Source organism: Amycolatopsis sp. AA4 (genome assembly GCF_002796545.1).
Lineage (GTDB): Bacteria > Actinomycetota > Actinomycetes > Mycobacteriales > Pseudonocardiaceae > Amycolatopsis.
The window spans coordinates 494,666-514,319 of sequence record NZ_CP024894.1 but is presented as its reverse complement, the minus strand read 5'-3'; the positions used below and the strand labels follow the sequence as shown (position 1 = coordinate 514,319).

General features: G+C 70.4%; 15 protein-coding genes. 9 read left to right on the top strand and 6 right to left on the bottom strand.

Going from position 1 to position 19,654, the window contains the following annotated elements; genetic code table 11:
- Window positions 1-13: 13 nt before the first annotated feature.
- The 4 genes from sucD to CU254_RS02580 all read right to left on the bottom strand — a co-directional run bounded on the left by sucD (window position 14) and on the right by CU254_RS02580 (window position 4,766).
- Complete coding sequence (gene sucD, locus CU254_RS02595) at window positions 14-904, bottom strand: succinate--CoA ligase subunit alpha (protein WP_009072477.1); 891 nt, start codon at window positions 902-904, stop codon at window positions 14-16.
- Between the two features lies 1 nt (window position 905).
- Window positions 906-2,075, bottom strand: a complete 1,170-nt coding sequence (gene sucC / locus CU254_RS02590; protein ID WP_037712311.1) for an ADP-forming succinate--CoA ligase subunit beta — start codon at window positions 2,073-2,075, stop codon at window positions 906-908.
- A 118-nt stretch (window positions 2,076-2,193) separates the two neighbouring features.
- Window positions 2,194-2,490: a hypothetical protein gene (locus CU254_RS02585; RefSeq protein ID WP_199785763.1), complete on the bottom strand. Its 297-nt coding sequence runs from the start codon at window positions 2,488-2,490 to the stop codon at window positions 2,194-2,196.
- 20 nt (window positions 2,491-2,510) lie between these two features.
- A complete protein-coding gene (locus CU254_RS02580; RefSeq protein WP_199785762.1) occupies window positions 2,511-4,766 on the bottom strand; it encodes a hypothetical protein in 2,256 nt (751 codons plus the stop codon).
- A gap of 1,739 nt (window positions 4,767-6,505) precedes the next feature.
- Between CU254_RS02580 and CU254_RS02575 the strand changes: the two genes are divergently transcribed.
- On the top strand, window positions 6,506-7,195 hold the full coding sequence (locus CU254_RS02575) for a M23 family metallopeptidase (protein WP_009072473.1): 690 nt from the start codon (window positions 6,506-6,508) through the stop codon (window positions 7,193-7,195).
- Between the two features lie 1,056 nt (window positions 7,196-8,251).
- Complete coding sequence (locus CU254_RS02570; protein ID WP_234392798.1) at window positions 8,252-8,743, top strand: histone H1-like repetitive region-containing protein; 492 nt, start codon at window positions 8,252-8,254, stop codon at window positions 8,741-8,743.
- A 39-nt stretch (window positions 8,744-8,782) separates the two neighbouring features.
- Here CU254_RS02570 and pcrA read toward each other — a convergent pair whose 3' ends face one another.
- Complete coding sequence (gene pcrA / locus CU254_RS02565) at window positions 8,783-11,197, bottom strand: DNA helicase PcrA (protein ID WP_009072472.1); 2,415 nt, start codon at window positions 11,195-11,197, stop codon at window positions 8,783-8,785.
- Between the two features lie 134 nt (window positions 11,198-11,331).
- Here pcrA and CU254_RS02560 point away from each other — a divergent pair, with 134 nt between their 5' ends.
- The 7 genes from CU254_RS02560 (at window position 11,332) to CU254_RS02530 (ending at window position 18,734) form a co-directional block, all read left to right on the top strand.
- Window positions 11,332-11,766: a DUF1707 domain-containing protein gene (locus CU254_RS02560; protein ID WP_009072471.1), complete on the top strand. Its 435-nt coding sequence runs from the start codon at window positions 11,332-11,334 to the stop codon at window positions 11,764-11,766.
- A gap of 164 nt (window positions 11,767-11,930) precedes the next feature.
- On the top strand, window positions 11,931-12,227 hold the full coding sequence (locus CU254_RS02555; RefSeq protein WP_009072470.1) for a chorismate mutase: 297 nt from the start codon (window positions 11,931-11,933) through the stop codon (window positions 12,225-12,227).
- A gap of 57 nt (window positions 12,228-12,284) precedes the next feature.
- Entirely contained in the window at window positions 12,285-12,590 is a 306-nt protein-coding gene (locus CU254_RS02550) for a hypothetical protein (protein WP_009072469.1), read from the top strand.
- Between the two features lie 347 nt (window positions 12,591-12,937).
- Window positions 12,938-14,566, top strand: a complete 1,629-nt coding sequence (locus tag CU254_RS02545) for a hypothetical protein (protein WP_199785760.1) — start codon at window positions 12,938-12,940, stop codon at window positions 14,564-14,566.
- 250 nt (window positions 14,567-14,816) lie between these two features.
- The gene (locus CU254_RS02540; RefSeq protein WP_009072465.1) at window positions 14,817-15,713 is read left to right on the top strand and encodes a hypothetical protein; all 897 of its coding nucleotides are present in this window, start codon (window positions 14,817-14,819) and stop codon (window positions 15,711-15,713) included.
- A gap of 212 nt (window positions 15,714-15,925) precedes the next feature.
- Entirely contained in the window at window positions 15,926-17,569 is a 1,644-nt protein-coding gene (locus CU254_RS02535; RefSeq protein WP_009072463.1) for a serine/threonine-protein kinase, read from the top strand.
- A 13-nt stretch (window positions 17,570-17,582) separates the two neighbouring features.
- Complete coding sequence (locus tag CU254_RS02530; protein WP_009072462.1) at window positions 17,583-18,734, top strand: protein kinase; 1,152 nt, start codon at window positions 17,583-17,585, stop codon at window positions 18,732-18,734.
- Between the two features lie 7 nt (window positions 18,735-18,741).
- On the opposite strand, the gene CU254_RS02525 is transcribed toward CU254_RS02530, so the two are convergent.
- Complete coding sequence (locus tag CU254_RS02525) at window positions 18,742-19,644, bottom strand: LysR family transcriptional regulator (protein ID WP_009072460.1); 903 nt, start codon at window positions 19,642-19,644, stop codon at window positions 18,742-18,744.
- Between the last annotated feature and the right edge of the window lie 10 nt (window positions 19,645-19,654).

Below are 19,654 nucleotides of genomic sequence, written 5' to 3'. Positions count from 1 at the left end.
GAATCGTTGCTGGTCAGCCGAGGCTGTTGTACAGCTCACGGGCGAGAACAGCGGTCTCGCTCGGGGTCTTGCCGACCTTGACGCCGGCGGCCTCGAGGGCCTCCTTCTTCGCCGCGGCGGTGCCGGACGATCCGGAGACGATCGCGCCCGCGTGGCCCATCGTCTTGCCCTCGGGGGCGGTGAAGCCCGCGACGTAGCCGACGACCGGCTTGGTCACGTTCTCCTTGATGTAGGCCGCGGCGCGCTCCTCGGCGTCGCCGCCGATCTCGCCGATCATCACGATGACCTTGGTGTCGGCGTCCTTCTCGAACGCCTCGAGGGCGTCGATGTGGGTGGTGCCGATGACCGGGTCGCCGCCGATGCCGACCGCGGTGGAGAAGCCGATGTCGCGCAGCTCGTACATCATCTGGTAGGTCAGCGTGCCCGACTTCGACACGAGGCCGATCGGGCCCGCGCCGGTGATGTCGGCCGGGATGATGCCCGCGTTCGACTTGCCGGGGCTGATCACGCCGGGGCAGTTCGGCCCGATGATCCGGGTCTTGTTGCCGGTCGCGACCGCGTGCGCCCAGAAGTAGGCCGAGTCGTGCACCGGGATGCCCTCGGTGATGACGACGGCCAGCGGGATCTCGGCGTCGATCGCCTCGATGACCGCGTCCTTGGCGAACTTCGGCGGCACGAAGATGACCGACACGTCGGCGCCGGTCTCCTTGATGGCCTCCTCGACCGTGCCGAACACGGTGAGGTCCTTGCCCTCGATGGTGACCGTCTGGCCTGCCTTGCGGGCGTTGACGCCGCCCACGATGTTGGTGCCGGACTTCAGCATCTTGGTCGCGTGCTTCATGCCCTCGGAGCCGGTGAGCCCCTGGACGATGACCTTGCTGTTCTCGTTGAGGAAGATCGACATCTCACGCACCTGCCGCGGCGAGCTCGGCAGCCTTGTCGGCCGCGTTGTCCATTGTGTCCACCACGGTGACCAGCGGGTGGTTCGCGTCGGCCAGGATCTGGCGACCCTCGACGACGTTGTTGCCGTCCAGGCGGACGACCAGCGGCTTGGTGGCCTCGTCGCCCAGGATCTTCAGGGCCTCGACGATGCCGTTCGCGACCGCGTCGCAGGCGGTGATGCCGCCGAAGACGTTCACGAACACGCTCTTCACGTCGGTGTCGTTGAGGATGACGTCCAGCCCGGCCGCCATGACCTCGGCCGACGCGCCGCCGCCGATGTCGAGGAAGTTGGCCGGCTTCACGCCGCCGTGCTTCTCGCCCGCGTACGCCACGACGTCCAAAGTGGACATGACCAGGCCCGCGCCGTTGCCGATGATGCCGACCTCGCCGTCGAGCTTGACGTAGTTGAGGTTCTTGGCCTTGGCCTTCGCCTCGAGCGGGTTCTCGGCCTGCTTGTCGACGAGCTCCTCGTGCGCCGGGTGGCGGAACGCGGCGTTCTCGTCGAGCGTGACCTTGCCGTCGAGGGCGATGATCTTGTCCTGCGGGTCGCGGACCAGCGGGTTGACCTCGACCAGGGTGGCGTCCTCGGAGACGAAGGTCTCCCACAGCTTCACCACGACGTCGGCGGCCTCGTCGATGATCTCGGCCGGGAAGTGGCCGGCCTTCAGGATCTCGAGCGCCGTCGCCTTGTCGACGCCCTTAATCGCGTCGACCGGGATCTTGGCGAGCGCGTCCGGGCGCTCGACCGCGAGCTGCTCGATCTCCATGCCGCCCTCGGACGACGCCATCGCGAGGAAGGTGCGGTTGGCGCGGTCGAGCAGGAAGGAGAAGTAGTACTCGGACGCGATGTCCGAGGCTTCCGCCACCAGCACGCGGTGCGTGATGTGGCCCTTGATGTCGAGGCCGAGGATGGCTTCCGCCTTCTCCTTCGCCTCGTCGGGCGTCTGGGCCAGCTTGACGCCGCCCGCCTTGCCCCGGCCGCCGACCTTCACCTGCGCCTTGACGACGACCTGGGTGCCGATCTGCTCCGCGGCGGCCTTGGCTTCTTCCGGGGTGCTTGCCACGGCGCCCGGCAGAACCGGTACTCCGTGGGCGGCGAAGAGATCCCTCGCCTGGTACTCGTAGAGGTCCACTACTCCAGTCTCCTGACGACACGCCACTGTGGTGGTCCGTTTTCCGGACCGCGCTGTCGGACCAGTCGAGGTTAGCGACCAGCGCAGACGCAGGGGACGCCGCACCTGGTGAAGTCGGTCACCGTGCGCGGTCAGAGGGTGTGCCGAGGGTGTGAGACCGCCCACCGACAAGCATTTCGGCGGCCTTTTCGGCGCTTTCCCCGCCCAGTTCGACGACGTTCGTGCCGGAGAGCGCTTCGGCGAGGCCCTCGGGAACCGGGCCGCCAAGCAGGCCCAGAATGTCTGGATCCTCCTGTTCGACGGTGCGCACGATCTTTTCCGCCGTGTCGAGGTGTCCTACGTGGACGACTTCGAAACCGGCGTCGCGCAGCATTCGCGCCAGCGGAATCGCCGCCGTTTCTTCGGCCAGTTCCACGAGGACGACGCGGCGCGGACTCACTTCTTCGCCCCGGCCGCCGCGAGGCCAGCGGTGACCACTGCCGCGACGACCGCCGCGAGCCCGAGCCAGAATCCGATGCCCGGCTTCGCGGCCTGGAAAAGGGAACTGACCAGCGGGATCTCGGTGACGTGCAGGGCGAGGAGCACCGCCGCCCCGGTCAGCCCCGCCGCCGCGGCACCGGGCCGGGAACGAACGCTCAAGCCGAGGGTGCCGAGAACGACGAGCAGCGCGGCGAGCAATCCCCACGACGGGGTGTCGAAATCGGACCAGAGCCCGGGCGGCGCGTAATCCTGCGCGGTGAACACCGGCGTGCCGAACGTCGCGATCGCCAGTACCGCGGTGATTCCGGCCGGAATTACCGCGGTGGATCGCGGCCCTTCGGTACCGGTGTCGTCGCGTTCCACGACTCCGGTGATCACCGCGGCCAATCCGGTAAGCCCGGCGAGCCCGAGCGCGATCGCGGTGAAAACGGCTCCCGCGCCGAGGTGGTAACTGATCGCGCCGCCGAGTCCGCCGAGTCCCGTCGCCTCGGAGGCGGTGATGGCCGTGCTGAGCACTGCGGTTCCCGCGAGCGCGACACCCGCCCACAACACGGCGAGCACCCCGCGCGCGAACGGCGCGGTGCGCTTCGCAAGCAGGAAAGGTGTTGGCAGCACGACAAGAACGGCCGCGACGAGTAGTTGCAGGCGGGCCGGGCTGTCTGTGCTGTTGTTGAGCTGCGGGGCGTACGCGCCGATCGCCGCCGCGATTCCGGTCAGCAACGCGGTGAGCGCAGTGAGCGCGCGCCAGATGGTGAGCCCCGGGACGCGGGCCTCGCCAGCCAGGTCGGTGCGTTCGGTTTGCGTCTGCTGCGGTGTCGCAAGTGGAGTGAGGACGAGGACCAGCACCATCGGCACGACGGCGAGATACGCGCCCGTCGAGACTTCCAGCCCCGACACGGCCAGCCCGGCGACGAACGTCGGCACCGCGACGGCCAGCGTCGCCGCGACGATCCCGCCGAGCGTCCCGCGAGCCACCCCGTCGGATCCGGCGAAAACCCCCAGCACCGCGGCGACCGGCAGCGCACCGGCGAGGAGAAGGTACCCGGCGAGCGCTAGCCCGGGGCCCTCGAATGCTGACCGCGCAAGGAGAAACGGGTCGTCCGAGAGAACCGGGGTCATCAGCAATCCGACCGCGGCGACTACGGCGAGCAGCGGAATGATCAGCCGCCAGCGGCGTTGGTCGTCGCCGCCCGCGATCTCGTTGCGCTCCCGCACGACCCGTGCGGCGACGATCCCGGCGACGAGCGTCAGCAGGTGCCCGGCGATCAGCAGCCAGAACCCGATGCCGACCCCGCTGCGGTCGAGCAGCCGGTCCGGGAGGTACAGCTCGGGGCGGATGGTTTTGGAGCCGTTGACGAGGAACTGAAGATCGAGGACCAGCCGCCCCGGCGCGAGAGCGGCGAGCCCGGTGATGAGACCGGCGGCCAGCCCGTGCCGCCCGCTGCGAGCCGCCGCGACCGCGATCCCGGCCGGGACGACGGCGAGGATCGCGAGGAGCGGCCAGGAGAGGTAGCCAGGCCCGGCGTCGGGCGAGACCGGGGCGATGGCGCCGGCGGCCAGGGCTAGGGAGCCGACGCCGAGGAGCGCGGTGGCGGCTTGGAGTCTTGGGGAGGGGGTTTGATCGGTGAGGTCGAGGAGGAGGTCGCCTTGCCTGCTTTGACGGCTTGGGTCTTGGCGGCTTGGGTCTTGGCGGCTGGGGATGGTCCTGGGTGCGGACCTCGGCTCGGCCGGGATGGCGGCGGGTTTTTGACGGCTGGTTCGAGCTGCTTCGTCAGACTGCCGCTTGGCTGAGGGTGCCGCTTCTCCACGGCTGGCCGGGCTTTCTGCCGCGGCCTCGTCTCGGTTGGACGGATTGGCTGAGCTTTCCGCGGAAGCTGTCCCGGGACGGCTCGACTCGTCAAGGCCGGATGAGCTTGCCCCGGGCGTCGCTTCGCTGCGGCGAGACGAATCGTCGGGGCTTGCCGAATTCGGCTCGCCGCCGGACGAGGATGCCGAACGTCCGGAGGATGCCGTCCCGCGGTGACTGGGCGAGTCGGCGGGGCTGTCGGCTGGATCCGATTTCGCCCGGCTGGCGTCGCGGCGTGCTCGGGCTCGGGCGGCGGCCTTGCGCTCGGCGAGGCTGGGACGCCGTGGTCCGGCGGGACGGCCCGGGGTGTCCGGGGCGTCCGGGGCGGAATCGCCGTCGGAAGGCTCTGGGGTCGGCGGAGTCATCGCTCGCGACGCTAGCAAGTACCGGTGCCGGCGCGGGGACAGCAGGGCCGCCTCGACCAGGCCGGAATGCACTTCCAGGTGAATTCCCCGCCGGATGAACCTCGGGCGGTCCCCACGCGTCTGAGGGGTGCGAAGAAAAAATTCCGCCGATCCGCGTAAGAGGCGCGTGGGCCGGAGGTCTCGACGGCAGAGGGACCGGGGTGCCGGAGGGAGCGTCGCGGAAAACTTCGGGGAAGTCGCGTAAGGGTGTGGCGTTCGGGGCGTCACTCCGGTGCGGGACGAAGCACGGGGACACATCGCGGGGGCGATGGACGAGGTCGGATGCCTGTTCGCAGCAGGCGCCCGGCCAGGCCGCGGAGGGAGCCGCGGCGGGTGCCGGCAGGTCGTGGGGACGACGTGCCGGGACCGAGATGGAGACGGCCGAGACCTGCCGGGGAGGGCAGGTGAACGGCCACCTCGCGGAGGGGAGCCGCGATCTTCGTTCCTGGCAGGCCGGGGAGGACCTGCCAGGAACGAAGAAGGCCAGCGCCTGCCGGGACAGGCGATCGGCCAGGTCGCGGAGGGGAACTGCGACAGGCTTCGGCAGACCGCGGGGACGGTCCGCCGGGGATCGGGGACAGGGACGGCCGGGGCCTGCCGGGGAGGGCAGGTGACCGGCCGCGCCGCCGTGAGCAGCGACGACGAGGACGGACTGCCGGAACGAGCCGCCGGGCATCGCGGGGGACTTGCTGCGAGAGCAGGTGACCGACCGCGCCGCCGTGAGCAGCGACGACCAGGACGGACTGCCGGAACGAGCCCCCGAGCATCGCGGGGGACTTGCTGCGAGAGCAGGTGACCGACCGCGCCGCCGTGAGCAGCGACGACCAGGACGGACTGCCGGAACGAGCCCCCGAGCATCGCGGGGGACTTGCTGCGAGAGCAGGTGACCGGCCGCCCCTCTGCGAGCAGCGACGACAGGCACGACTCCACCGGCAAACGGAGTGCTGGCACCGCTGGGACCCGCCGGAAGAACGAGTGACCGGCCGCACCGCCGTGAGCAGCGACGGCGAGGACGATCTGCCGGAATGAGCCGCCGGGCATCGCGGGTACCTGTCGGGGAGAGCGGGGCAACCGACCGCACCTCTACGAGCAGAGACGGCGGGCACGACCGACCGGCAAACGGAGTGCTGGCAGGACTGGAACCCGCCCGGAAAGCAGGTGATCGGCCACACTGCCGCGAGCAGTGACCGTGATGGGCATCACAAGATTCGGCGTGAAACTGCTTCAACGCACTCGGGTGGCCGGTTATTTCGCCCGCGAGGCCGCCGGGAGGGCACCTGGGAGCACTGGGCCATCCGAACGTATGTGACTCAAGCCACATGCGGCGAAGTAGTTTCCGATTAACTTTGGGTAGTTTCCACAGCTAGACGCTCGATGCGTGCCACTCTTTCGGCCGAAAGCCGGGTCGCGTCTTGCTCATTGAGGCGCCGCTTCGTTACTGTCCTCCGGTCCCCATTACAGTCAGGTCACGAAGCAGAACGCTGAGCGAATCACCCCCGAGGTTCGTTCACGGGATCCCCCGCCCGAGTTCGCTTCGACCCGGCTCCCCGACAATGGAAGGCCCTGTCTTGGCTTCACACCGCTCCCCCGGCGGCCAAGCTCCTTCCCCGGCGCTGAAAGACGCACTGGACGGTGCAGTCATCCGCGTCCGGGGCCAGCACCGCATCTCCCCGCCCTCCTCCGCCCTTCGCGGGCGGGTCGTGGTCGCCGCCGTCGCGGCCGGCGCGTTCGCCGCAGCCGCCGCCGGGCAGACCCTCAAGGCCACCAGCGGTGGAGACTCCGACGCCGCAGTCACCCCGCTCGCCAACGCGCAGAACGCGAGCGCCTCGTTCACCCTCGGCAGCGCGGGCTCCGGGGGAGCTCCCGAACTGCTGCCGACCGGCCACGCCGTCGATGCCTCCGCCGAAGCCGCGAAGATGGCCGACGCCGCCAAGGTCACCAAGGCTCGCGTGCAGGCGGAAACCGAAGCCGCGCGCCAGGCCGCCGAAGAGGCCGCCCGCCCGAAGACCTGCATGCCCGCTCACGGCACGTTCACCTCCGGCTTCGGCGCCCGCTGGGGCACGAGCCACCTCGGCATCGACATCGCCAACTCCATCGGCACCCCGATCTACGCCGCCTCCGACGGCACCGTCATCCAGGCCGGCCCCGCCAGCGGTTTCGGTCTCTGGGTTCGCATCCAGCTCGACGACGGCACCATCCAGGTCTACGGCCACATGAACAGCTTCTCCGTCCGCGAGGGCCAGAAGGTCAAGTGCGGCGAGCAGATCGCCGAGATCGGCAACCGCGGCGAGAGCACCGGCCCGCACCTGCACTTCGAGGTGTGGCAGGACGGGACCAAGAAGATCGACCCGCGTCCGTGGCTCGCTGCCCGCGGCGTGAACGTCGGCTGAGCCGGGTTTCCCGCAGGGCGACTGACACGGGTGGCATTCGCCGCCGCATAGCTCTCGACTGAGCTTGATCCGCATGGATCGCTCTAAGGGCTAGCGGCGGAAACGCCTTCGCACGCAAGGATTCTCGCGGCCATGGACCGCTACTTGCAACAAGAGAGCCAGTCGCTGCTCGACGGAAGCGGCAAGGGCAAGATCCGCATTAGGACGTGCCGCGACGACCAAGGGCTAGCCGCCGGTCAGTCGGTCCAATTCACCGCAGCGCCTTGAGGTCGATTCCCGCCACGCCAGGAGCGAGGGCGTCATGGATCGTTGCCCGGTAGGCGACGGACGAAGTAGGCGACTGCTACCTGCCACACCGTGCACAGGTCAGCGCGTCTTCGCCAGGGCAGCCATCGCGCGACGCCCTCGTCGGCACGCGACGTTCCTCCGCAGACGACACATCTGCCGTCTGGACCCAATGCGTGCTGCCGTAGCAACGCGCACCATGCCGCGGCCAGCCGTGCCACATCCCCTGGCACGTCCCGAGCTGGCCGGGTCGCCGTCCCCACAGCAACCGTCCCCGCGACTCTCCTCAAGTACTCCTGTACCCCGGCGGCAAATACCCCAAACAGCACCGCGTCCATCCCCCTGCGTCCCTTCCGCAGCCTACCGCATTTCATCGAACTTGTGTTCGATGAAGTCAAGTATGCCGGAGGGGACCGACAAGATCGACAGGTTCGCTGGGGAGTTCACTCGGTCCGGCGAAAGATGTCCGGGAGAGGGCGTCGCGGCATCGGGGCGAGAGTTGTTTGGGCAGGCCGCGAGGGTGGCAGAGCCCCGCGCGAGCAGCGTCGTGCGGAGGCCGGAGCTGCGCCATGGCAAACGGCTTCACGCAAAGCCTCGCCGGGGGAAGCGTCACGGCACCGGCACGGGCTCCGCAACGGGCCAGGGGTGCGGATGGCTCGGAGGGGCGGTCGCGCCAAGGCGGAGAGGAGCTGAGAGCGTTGCGGAATCGGCGCAGCCACTCCTCGTCGAGGCGAGTCAGCTTGGGGCGAATCGCCGCTACCGAGCGAAGATATGAAGAATCGGGTCCCAGACAACGGTTCTCGTCGGCACGGCACGGCACGGCACGGCACGGCACGGCACGGCACGGCACGGCACGGCACGGCACGGCACGGCACGGCACGGCACGGCACGGCACGGCACGGCACGGCACGGCACGGCACGGCACGGCACGGCACGGCACGGCACGGCACGGCACGGCACGGCACGGCACGGCACGGCACGGCACGGCACGGCACGGCACGGCACGGCACGGCACGGCACGGCACGGCACGGCACGGCACGGCACGGCACGGCACGGCACGGCACGGCACGGCACGGCACGGCACGGCACGGCACGGCACGGCACGGCACGGCACGGCACGGCACGGCACGGCACGGCACGGCACGGCACGGCACGGCACGGCACGGCACGGCACGGCACGGAGGATCAAACCCCCAAGGCAGCACCAACCGCAACAGCCGAAGCCGCATCAGCTACAGCCGCAGAAGCAGAAGCAGCCCTAGCCGAAGAAGCAGCAACCCTGACCGAAAAGGCAGCAGCCGTCAGAGTTTCACCATCGGTACGCTGCCGATCAGCATCAGCCGGACCTTTCCCGAAGCTCCGAAGTCGATCGTCGCCGTCGCGCGCGGGCCGATGCCGTCGCAGGAGATGACCGTGCCCAGGCCGTACTTGTCGTGGCTTACCCGGTCTCCGACGTCCAGCTTCAGCGCCACCGTGTCCTTCCACGCCTTGCCGAACGGCGAACTCGAAGACGTCGACGACGAGGACGACCGGCGGCCCCACGTGGTCGCGGCTCGGGGGCCGGACGAGGAACCCGACGAGGAGCCGAAGTTTCCGAAGCCCGGCGAGGACGGTTCCAGGCGACGCCAGTCGACGAGGTCCGGCGGAAGTTCGTCCAGGAAGCGGGAAGCCGGGTTCATCTGCGGCTGTCCCCATGCCGACCGAGTGAGGGCGCGGGACACGTAAAGGCGTTGCCGCGCACGGGTGATCGCCACGTAGGCCAGGCGGCGTTCTTCGGCCAGCTCAGCCGGATCACCCAGGGCGCGCATGTGCGGGAAGACCCCGTCTTCCCAGCCGGTGCAGAAGACGACCGGGTATTCCAGGCCCTTCGCGGTGTGCACGGTCATCAGGGTGACCACGCCCGCGCCGCCGTCGCCTTCCTCGCCGCCGTCTGGGGACGGGATCGAGTCGGCGTCCGCGACCAAGGACACCCGCTCCAGGAAAGCGGGCAGGGAGCCAGGAGCGGGGACGCCGTCGTCCAGGACCAGTTCCGCGTTTTCGTCGTTCGTGACCTCGGCGGTGAACTCGGCGAATTCGCGGGCCACCGTCACCAGTTCAGTGAGATTTTCGACGCGCGACGCGTCCTGTGGGTCGTCGGATTCCTCGAGTTCCGCGCGGTAGCCGGTGCGCTCCAGGACCGCTTCGAGCAGGTCGTGCACCTCGGTGCCGGACGACGCCATTTCCTGCAGTTCGTCCAGCAGCGTCACGAAACCGGTGATCGCCTTGGCCGAGCGCGGGTTCAGCAGCGCCACCTTGTCGTCGACCGCGTCGCGCAAGGCGGCCCAGAACGAGATTCGCTCCCGTTCCGCGTGCGTGGCCACGACTGCCTCGGCTCGATCGCCGATGCCGCGCTTGGGAACGTTGAGAATCCGCCGCAGGCTGACCGTGTCGTCCGGGTTCGCGAGGACGCGCAGGTACGCGATCATGTCCCGCACTTCGCGCCGTTCGTAGAACCGCACGCCGCCGACGACCTTGTACGGCAGGCCGAGCCGGATGAAGATTTCCTCGAACACCCGCGACTGGTTGTTGGTGCGGTAGAACACCGCGACGTCCGAGTAGTCCGCCTCGCCCTTCTCCGCCAGCGAATCGATCTCCCCGGCGACGAACGCGGCCTCGTCGTGGTCGTTGTCCGACACGTAGCCGACGATCTTCTCGCCGTCGCCCGAATCGGTCCACAGCCGCTTCGCGCGCCGGTTGGGGTTGCGGGCGATGACCGCGTTGGCCGCGGACAGGATCGTTTGCGTGGAGCGGTAGTTCTGCTCCAGCAGAATGGTGTGCGCGTTCGGGAAGTCGCGTTCGAATTCCTCGATGTTGCGGATGGTCGCGCCGCGGAAGGCGTAGATGGACTGGTCCGCGTCACCCACCACGCACAGCTCGGCGGGCTCGATCCCGGTGTCCGTGGCCTCGGTACCGGCGAGCGCGCGCACCAGGGTGTACTGCGCGTGGTTGGTGTCCTGGTACTCGTCGACCAGGACGTGCCGGAAGCGCCGCCGGTAGTACTCCGCGACGTCCGGGAACGCTTGCAGCAGCGACACTGTCCGCATGATCAGGTCGTCGAAGTCGAACGCGTTCGCGCTCGACAGCCGGCGCTGGTACTCGGCGTAGACCTCGGCGACCCGGCGCTCCAGGTCGTTGGCCGCCTTCGACGCCGCCTGTTCCGGATCGACCAGCTCGTTCTTCAGGTTCGAGATGTGCACCGCGAGCGTGCGCGCGGCGTACTTCTTCGGGTCGATGTCGAGATCGCGCGCCACGAGCGTGATGAGCCGCTTCGTGTCGTCCGAGTCGTAGATGGAGAAACTCGACGACATGTCGAGCGTTTTCGCCTCGCGGCGGAGGATCCGCACGCACATCGAGTGGAACGTGGACACCCACATCGCGTTCGCGCGCTTGCCGACGAGCGCCGCGACGCGTTCGCGCATTTCGGCGGCGGCCTTGTTGGTGAACGTGATCGCCATGATCTCGCCCGGGTGCACGCCGCGCTCGGCGAGCAGGTAGGCGATCCGGCGCGTGAGCACGCGCGTCTTGCCCGATCCGGCTCCCGCGACGACCAGCAGCGGACCTCCGGCGTGCGTCACCGCCTCGCGCTGGGCGGGGTTGAGGTCCTCGAGCAGGTCTGCGGTTCCCGGCCGGGCAGCGCGGGCGGGCGGGTCTGCGGGGAGATCGAAGAGGGTGTCCATCGTCTGTCAACGCTACCCCGGGGGTACGACAGTCCCGGAACAGCCACGGGGTCGGCCTGCGCTTGTCGACGTACGCCGCAGTGTCGCCTCGCGTCCGACGCGCAGCGAGGCCGCGGCGCGGAGCATCGAACGGTATGGACGACAAGATTCCCGCCCGGCTGAGGGCTTCCGACGGCGACCGCGAGCGCGTCGCCGAGACCATCCAGGCCGCCGGTTCCGACGGACGGCTCACTCTCGAAGAGGTGGAAGAGCGGCTGCGCACGGTCTACGCCACCCGCTACACCGACGAACTCGGCGAACTCACCGCGGACCTCCCCCGCCCGGCCCCGATCCGGCCGAGCGGCGGCGGCTGGCCGCTGACCCGGGCCGCGCTGCGCGAGCATCCGGCCTTGCGCGTGCACCTCGGCATCGTCGCCGTGCTCGCGACCTTGCTGATCGTCCGCTGGGCGATCAGCGGCGCGTTCTTCTTCTGGCCGGCGATGCCGTTGTTCTGGCTGTTCATCAGCCTGGTGCTGCACGCGCGGGTGCGGACGTTCCGGCGGCGGCCGGGCGCGCCTGTGCCATACTGAATCCGTGCGGCACAGCAACGAGCGATTTTTTTACGGGACCCGGACTCCGGCTCCCGTGATCGCGTAGTGCCCCACCCGCCATCACCCGCAGCCCCGGAGTCCACTGGACCCGGGGCTTTCGCCGTCCCTGGGCAACCGGGAGTCCGGACTTCAGAGAGGTCCCGATGAACGCGCAGACGCAGAACGCCGACGGACAGCCCGCCGAACACACCCCGGCGGGCGAGGACATCTCGTCGCTTCGCGAGGAGATCGACTGGCTCGACTCCGAAATCCTCCGGCTCGTGAAGCGCCGGGTCGAGGTGTCGAAGACCATCGGCGCGGCCCGGATGGCCGCGGGCGGCACGAAAATCGTCTACAACCGCGAGATGGACGTGCTGGCGCGCTACCGCGAACTGGGTCCGGAGGGCCGTCAGCTGGCCATGCTGCTGCTGAACCTCGGCCGCGGCAGGCTCGGCCGCTGACGCGGTATCCGGGGCATCCCCGATTCGCGCGGCGGGGAAACCGGGCAGACTGGACACATGATTAACCTCATCGCCGTCATCATCGCGATCGCGAGCGTGCTGGCGGCCCTCGGCCACGTCGGCTACCTGGCGCTGCTGAACAACGCGGCGGGCAAGCGGGCGGGCGGGGCTCCGGTGGCGCAGTACGTGCGCAGCCGCTGGGCGCTGGCCGGCGGCGCCACGGCGGCCTCGTTGTTCGCCTGGCTGCTCACTTCCGGCAACGTCGTGCTGGACATTCTCTCCATCGTCATCGCGGTCGGTAGCGGCGCGACGTCGGTGAAGGCCCTTCAGTCGACGCAGGCGAAGTACCGCAGCGGCGGCTGACGAGGCCCCGAACTGGGCAAACGCCCGGCGGCACGCTGCGCTGCGTGACGTGCCGCCCGTTCGGGCGCGCCCGGTCGAGTGAAACCGGTGCAAGTTGCAGGATGGGTGAAGACATTCGCCTGCCGGTTTCCTACTGTGAAACCCGTGAGGACCCTGGCGGCCGCGCCGGGCTATGCCCGGAGGACGCGCGGGAGCTGCGGCTCCGCGCGCCGTTCTCCGCGTGCGCGTGCATTTGCTCGGGAGTTCGCAAGTGTGGACGCAAGCGTAGTTCTCCTCGTCCCTGCTCCGTTCGGGTTGACGAGCCCCCCGGCGCCGTCACGCCTCTCTCGCGGAGGGGTCGGACCGGCATGACGGGAAACACGATGGGCGGTCCGCGGCACGCCGGCCGTCCTGGCGCGGTGCCGGACGCCGAGGTCACCGTTCCCGGACGGCACCGGGTCCGCGCCGACGGCACCTGGACCCCGGTGGTGCCGCCCCGCGCCGCCGGACATCACCGGCACCGCACCGGTTCCGCGCCCGCCGTCGCCGGCGCTCCCGCGCAGCGGGGCAGCGAGAATCCGCAGCAGCGCGGCGCACCGGCTCCGCGCGCGAACCGCGTGCCCGACGACGGGAACCGCCCGGCCCCCAACCAGCCGGTCTTCCCCAGCGCGAGCGGCACGCTGCCGATCGGCGAACCCCCGTTGCCGCAGCCGCAGCGCCGCCGGGCCGCGCCCGAGCCGCGCGGCCGCCGAACCCCCGCCGAACCCCCGCGCCGCCCAGCCGCCGCCCTGGATCGGCTGGCCGAACCGGACCAGACCGTCGTTTCTCCCCGCCGGGCCCCCGCGCCCCAGACCGCCCCGCCGGCCCGGCGGCCCGAATCCCGCGCCGCCTTCGCTCCCCCGCAGGACCGGATCCCCGAGGAGCACCTCGCTTTCGCCCCGCCGGAAAGCGCACTCCCCCAGCCGACCCGCCGCACCCGGCAGGAACGCGTCGCCACCACCTCCGCCGCGCTGGCCAACCGCACGGAAAGCCCGCGCGAACGCGTCGAGCTGAACCCGGTCGCGGAAGAACCGCCTCGGCGCCAGCGCGTCATCCTCGGCGAACCGTCCGTTTCGGCGCAGGAGAAAGAAGAACAGCAGGACGACGAGGTGCGCGTGTACTCCGCGCCGCTGGTGGACGGCCTCGGCACGTTCGACCTCGGCTCGGTGCCCGCGTCGGTCACCCCGCCGAAGACCTGGCGCAAGGCGGCGTGGTTCGCGACCGGCGCGTCCGGCGCGGTGGTCGTCGGGCTGTTGTTCGCCGGGACGTTCCTGGTCGGCGGCCCCGCCACCACGACGACCGACGCGGTCGGGGGCGGCGGCTGGCCGGGCAGGCAGAACGGCGGCAACCCGAACCTCAGCGCGCTGATCCCGAACGGGCAGCACGGCGGGGTCGGCGGCAACGTCCCGCACAACGGCTCCAGCACCAGCCCCGACGGCGTCACCTCGGACAACGGCGACGGCACGCACCCGCAGCAAGGCACCGGTCCGAGCAGTTCGGCGGGCAGCAGTTCGGCGCAGGTGACCACGTCGGCCGGCCCCGGCACCGGCAGCAGGACCTCCGCGCCGACAACGACCGGCTCCCCCTCGTCCAGCGAGCCGCCGGAGAAGCCGCCGGTCACTCCCGCTCAGCGGGAAACGAAAGAGCCGCCGTTCTACACCACCAACGACGCGAACACGATGGGGAACAACTCGGAGAAGTTCTTCAACACCGTCACCACCGACCCGTCGGAGGCCTCGTCGGTCACGTCCGGCGACCTCAAGCAGCAGGGTCCGCAGGGGCTGCGCAAGCGTTACGCCGACGTCGCGTACTTCGAGGTCAAGAAGGTCACCATCGACCCGCAGCACGGCACCACGGTCAACACGGTCGAGGTCACGCACAAGGACGGGCACAAGAGCACCGAGCAGCAGACGCTCACCTTCGACGACAACGGCAAGATCACCGACGACGGGCGCTGACCTGCAACTGTCTGCAAATGCCGATGCACGTGCGGTGCGGTGAGCGGTTGTTCCCTCGTCCGGTTGGGTGACATAAGCTGCCGTTCGTCGTACGACGGCGGCATTCCGGCGACGGAGGCTGGCGGCCGCCTGTCGGCACAGGGTTACCTGGCGACTACGAGGTCTGGGCCGACCACGAATCGCCCCGGACCGCCCGGGGGCCCCGCCACCGCGCCGGGTCCCGCCCCGAACCCCCAGAGCGAGGACTTTCGTGCTTGAACGGCAGCGAACCCGGCGAGAACCCGACGCCGTGCGCGTCGAGGACGTGATCCCGCCGGAACTGCTCGAGAACGTCGCCGAGGCCGACCGCGAATATCTCGAGCAGGTGGTCCGCGAACCGCAGAAGTACCTGCCGCCGCGCGCCCGCCGGCCGATCGTCCGCGACGAAACGCCCGTCGAGGAGCCCGAAAGCAAGCTCGCCCGCCGCGCGAAGCTGGCCGGGCTCGTCGGGGCGGGCGCGCTCGTCGCCGGCGCCGTCGTCACCGCCTCGCTGCTCACCGGCGGTCCGCGGCCCACCGTGCCGGTCGCCGGCGGAGCCGCGTTGCCCGCGGGGTTCAGCGGCGCGGCCGCGCTCGGCGGCCAGGCCGTGCCGCAGCAGCGCAAGGTCCACTCGTCCGGCGGCACGACGTCGGGGCAGAGCGAAAGCACGACGCAGTCCAAGCACACCGACTCCGCGACCACGACGCCGTTGAATTCGGGCACCACCACGCCGGAAACCACCTCCGGCACCTCGGCTTCCTCGCCGAGCGCCCCGTCGTTGGCGGAATCGCACAAGAAGTCCGCCACCTCGTCGGCGGCCGCGCCGAACCCGGTCAAGCTCGAAGCGGTACGCAAGTTCTACGCCTCGATCGACCACCAGCCGGAGAACGCGCTTTCGCTGCTCACCCCGAACGTCGCGCGCGGCGAAATGGGCGACCTGGTCCGCGCGTGGAGCGGGGCCGACTCGATCGACGTCCAGGAACTGCACGTCCAGGACGACGGTTCGGTCTTCGCCGTGGCGCTCGTCCACCAGGCCGACGGCACGCTGGTGCGCGTGACCCAATTGTTCGACGTCGTCGAGCAGGATGTGATCTCCCAGGCTCGCGTCCTGTCCGCGGTCTACTCCTGACCTGCGCGAACGTGGTGATGCCGGGTCGGGGCACGTGTACCGCGTGCATGTGCGCAGAGTGAGCGCCTAGCCTTGTCACGGGTCGGTCTCGGCAAAACCGGCACACGGTCCACAGCAGGTGCCTACGCTCCGGTGCTGCGGCGGGTTCGAACTCACCCCTTCGGGGTAGACAAGTCCCGCTCTGGGAAGTCGGAGCCCCAAAGGGAGGTCGCGTGAGCGACGAGGGTCGTCTGGTCGCCGGCCGGTACCGGATCGTCGGGAAAATCGGTTCCGGCGCGATGGGGGCTGTCTGGCGCGCCCACGACGAGGTGCTGGGCCGTACGGTCGCCATCAAGCAGCTGCTTCTCCAGCCCGGGCTCGAGAACCACGAGGCGGAGGACGCCCGGCAGCGCACCATGCGCGAGGGCCGGATCGCCGCCCGGCTGCACCATCCGAACGCGATCACCGTGTTCGACGTCGTCACCGACGACAACGGCCAGCCCTGCCTGATCATGGAATACCTGGCTTCCACCAGCCTGGCGCAGGTGCTGCAGGAGAAAGGCACCCTGCCGCCGCTGGAGGTCGCCCGGATCGGCGCGCAGATCGCCGCCGCCCTGCGCGAGGCGCACGCGGTCGGCATCGTGCACCGCGACATCAAGCCGGGCAACATCCTGCTCGCCGGCAACGGCACGGTGAAGATCACCGACTTCGGCATCTCCCGGGCCAAGGACGACGTCACGGTCACCAAGACCGGGATGATCGCCGGCACCCCCGCTTACCTGGCTCCCGAGGTCGCGATCGGCGGCGACCCCGGTCCCGAATCGGACGTCTTTTCGCTCGGCTCCACGCTGTACGCCGCGTGCGAGGGCCAGCCGCCGTTCGGCCTGTCCGAGAACACGCTGAGCCTGCTGCACGCGGTCGCCGCGGGGCAGATCAACCCGCCGCGGCAGTCCGGTCCGCTGGCGAGCGTGCTCGCGGTGCTGCTGCACCCGGAGACCCAGCACCGGCCCACCGCCGAGGAATGCGAGGAGCTGCTGTCCGCGGTCGCGCGCGGCGAGACCCCGCTCGGCGGCCCGGCCGACGAGACGATGATGGCCTCGTCCTCGGGCACTCTCGGCGCGGCCGCGCTCGGTGCGGCGGGCGGCGCGGCTGCCGCAGGTCTGCTGCATCCCGACGACGAGCAGGCCGGCCACTCCGGCACGCTGCTCGACGACCCGGGCGTCACCCAGCAGTACGACCCGAGCGCGCAGCAGTACTACGACGAGGACCCGTACCCGCCGGGCTCCGGCTACCCGGAGAACGACTACGACGACCACGGCTACCAGCAGGACGGCTACCACCAGGAGCCGCCGCTCTACGGCGACCCGAGCCGCAACGGCCTCGCCGCCACGCGCGCGGTCCCCGTCCCGGACCGCTACGAGGACGACCCGTACGAGGAGCCCGCGCCGCGGACCCGCGTGCAGACCGCGCCCGAGGACGAAGAGGACGAGAAACCCGGCGCGTGGAAGAAGCCCGCGATCATCGGTGCCATCGTGGTCATCGGCCTGGTCGCGCTGGGCGTGTGGCTGCTGACCCCGGGCAACCCGCCCGACGCTTCGCAGCCGGCGCCGCCTGCTTCGTCGTCCGCGGTCGCGCCGACGTCCGTCACACAGCCGCCTTCGGAAGCAACCACCACGTCCCCGCCTACGTCTTTCCGGGAAAGCGCGACCCGCGAGACCCAGTCGACGCGACACTCGCGGCGGCCTACTACTGCGGAGGACACTCCGACGCAGGAACAGCCCACGAAGACACGGGACAGCACTGCCGACAAGCCGACCAGCTCGAAGCAAACGGCATCGTCGGCGCCAACGACGGCCAGTTCGGCCAGCGGCGGATGATTCAGGGACAGCATTGAGTTCAGAAGGCAGCATCGTCGGCGAGCGGTACCGGCTCGACCAGCCGATCGGGCGCGGCCGCGCGGGCATCGTGTGGCTCGCGTTCGACACGCGGCTGTTCCGGACCGTCGCCGTCAAACGCATGTACCTGCCCGTCGGCCTGCCGCCGGACCGTGCCGAACAGGCGCGCGCGATGGCGATGGAAGAGGGCAAGGCCGCGGCCCGGATCGACCATCCGTGCGCGATCACGGTGTACGACGTGCTGCCCGACGGCCCGGACGTGTGGCTGGTGATGGAGTACATCCCGTCGCGCGGGATGTCGGTGTTCCTCGCCGAACACGGCCGCCTCACTCCGGAACAGGCCGCGTTCCTCGGCATCCAGCTCGGCGACGCGATGGCGTCGATTCACTCGGCGGGCATCGTCCACCGGACGCTCGAACCGAACACTGTGCTGCTCGCCGACGACGGCAGCGTCAAGCTGACCGACATCGGCATCACCGGCGGCGGTCCGCACGCCGCTTACCGGGCGCCTGAGGTCACCCGCGGCGCGCCTCCGTCTGCAGCTGCAGACGTGTTCTCCCTTGGCGCGACGCTGTACACGGCGGTCGAGGGTGTGCCGCCGTTCGGCGACGACGGCAAGTCCCCCGAGCGGCCGCCCGAGAACGCGGGCCCGCTCGCCGGCGCGTTGCAGAAGATGCTGCGCGCCGACCCGGCTGCCCGGCCGACCATGGACGACACCGTGCACGCGCTGAAGGCGATCACTGTCGGACGCGAGCAGACCGCGTTCATCCCGCCGACCGCGCCCGCGCTGCCGACCCTTCCGGCGTCGCGGCCGATGGCGGCGCAGCAGCCGAACGTTCCGGAGCCAACCCAGCAGATCCAGCCGAACGCCACGCAGCACATCCTCCCGCCGCAGCCGCCGCAGCAACCGGCTCCGTTGATGCAGCTTCCGGTCCAGCAGGTGCCGCAGGCTCCCGCACCGGCGCAGCCGATGCAGCCGATGCAGCAGCCGACCGCCCGGTACACGCCCACTCCGGCGCAGCAGGCCGCGTCCGCGCAGGCGGTCCGGGAGAAGGCGGCGGCGCGACGGCGGATCATCCTCACCGTCGCGGCGATCCTGTGCGCGATCCTGATCGGGATCGGCGTCTCGCAGCTGCTGTTCGTCTGAGCCAGCGTCAGGCGACGTTCTCGATCGCCTCTTGCATGGCTTCGAGGAACGTCTGCACGGCCGGACTGCCCGCCACGCGCGCGGCCACCGCGGCGTGAATGTGCCTGCTCGGCTGCGGATTGCGGATACGCCGCACCACCACGCCCGGATGCGGCGTGCCGAGCCCCAGCTCCGGCACCAGCCCGACGCCGAGCCCGGCGGCGATGAACCCTTGCGCCGACGGATAGTCCTCGGACTCGACCACGACGTTCGGATGGAACCCGGCCGACGCGCAGGCGCCCTCCAGGATCGCGCGGCAGGCGCCGGGGATCGGGTCGACGCCGACCCACGGTTCCTCGGCGAGGTCGGCCAGGTCGAGGACGCGTTTGCGGGCCAGCCGGTGCGCCCGCGGCAGCACCGCGCGGTACGGATCGTCGAGCAGCGGCACCAGCTCGATGCCCCGGCTCGGCTCGGACGGCCGCGGGTAGACGATGATCGCCAGGTCGGCGCGGCCTTCCTCGACCTCGGTGAGCGGGTCGCCCGGGTCGATGAGCTTGAGGTCGAGCCACACGCCGGGATGTTCGCGGCGCAGCGCGGCCACCGCGTACGGCACCATCGTCGCGCCCGCGGTGGCGAAGTAGCGGATGGCGAGCTTGCCGGTGCGGCCTTCCTTCAGCTCGGTGAGCGCGGCCTCGGCTCGGGCCAGCTCCGCGCTGAGCGTCTCGGCGTGTTCGGACAGCAGAGTCCCGGCCGGGGTCGGCTGGACGCCGCGGCCGACGCGTTCGAGCAATGGCGTGCCCGCTTCGCGTTCGAGCACCGCCAGCTGCTGGCTGATCGCCGACGGCGTGTAGCCGAGATTCCTCGCCGCGGCAGTGATCGAACCGCTCGTGATCACCGCGCGCAGCACCTGCATGCGCCGTACATCGAGCATGGCCGCAATC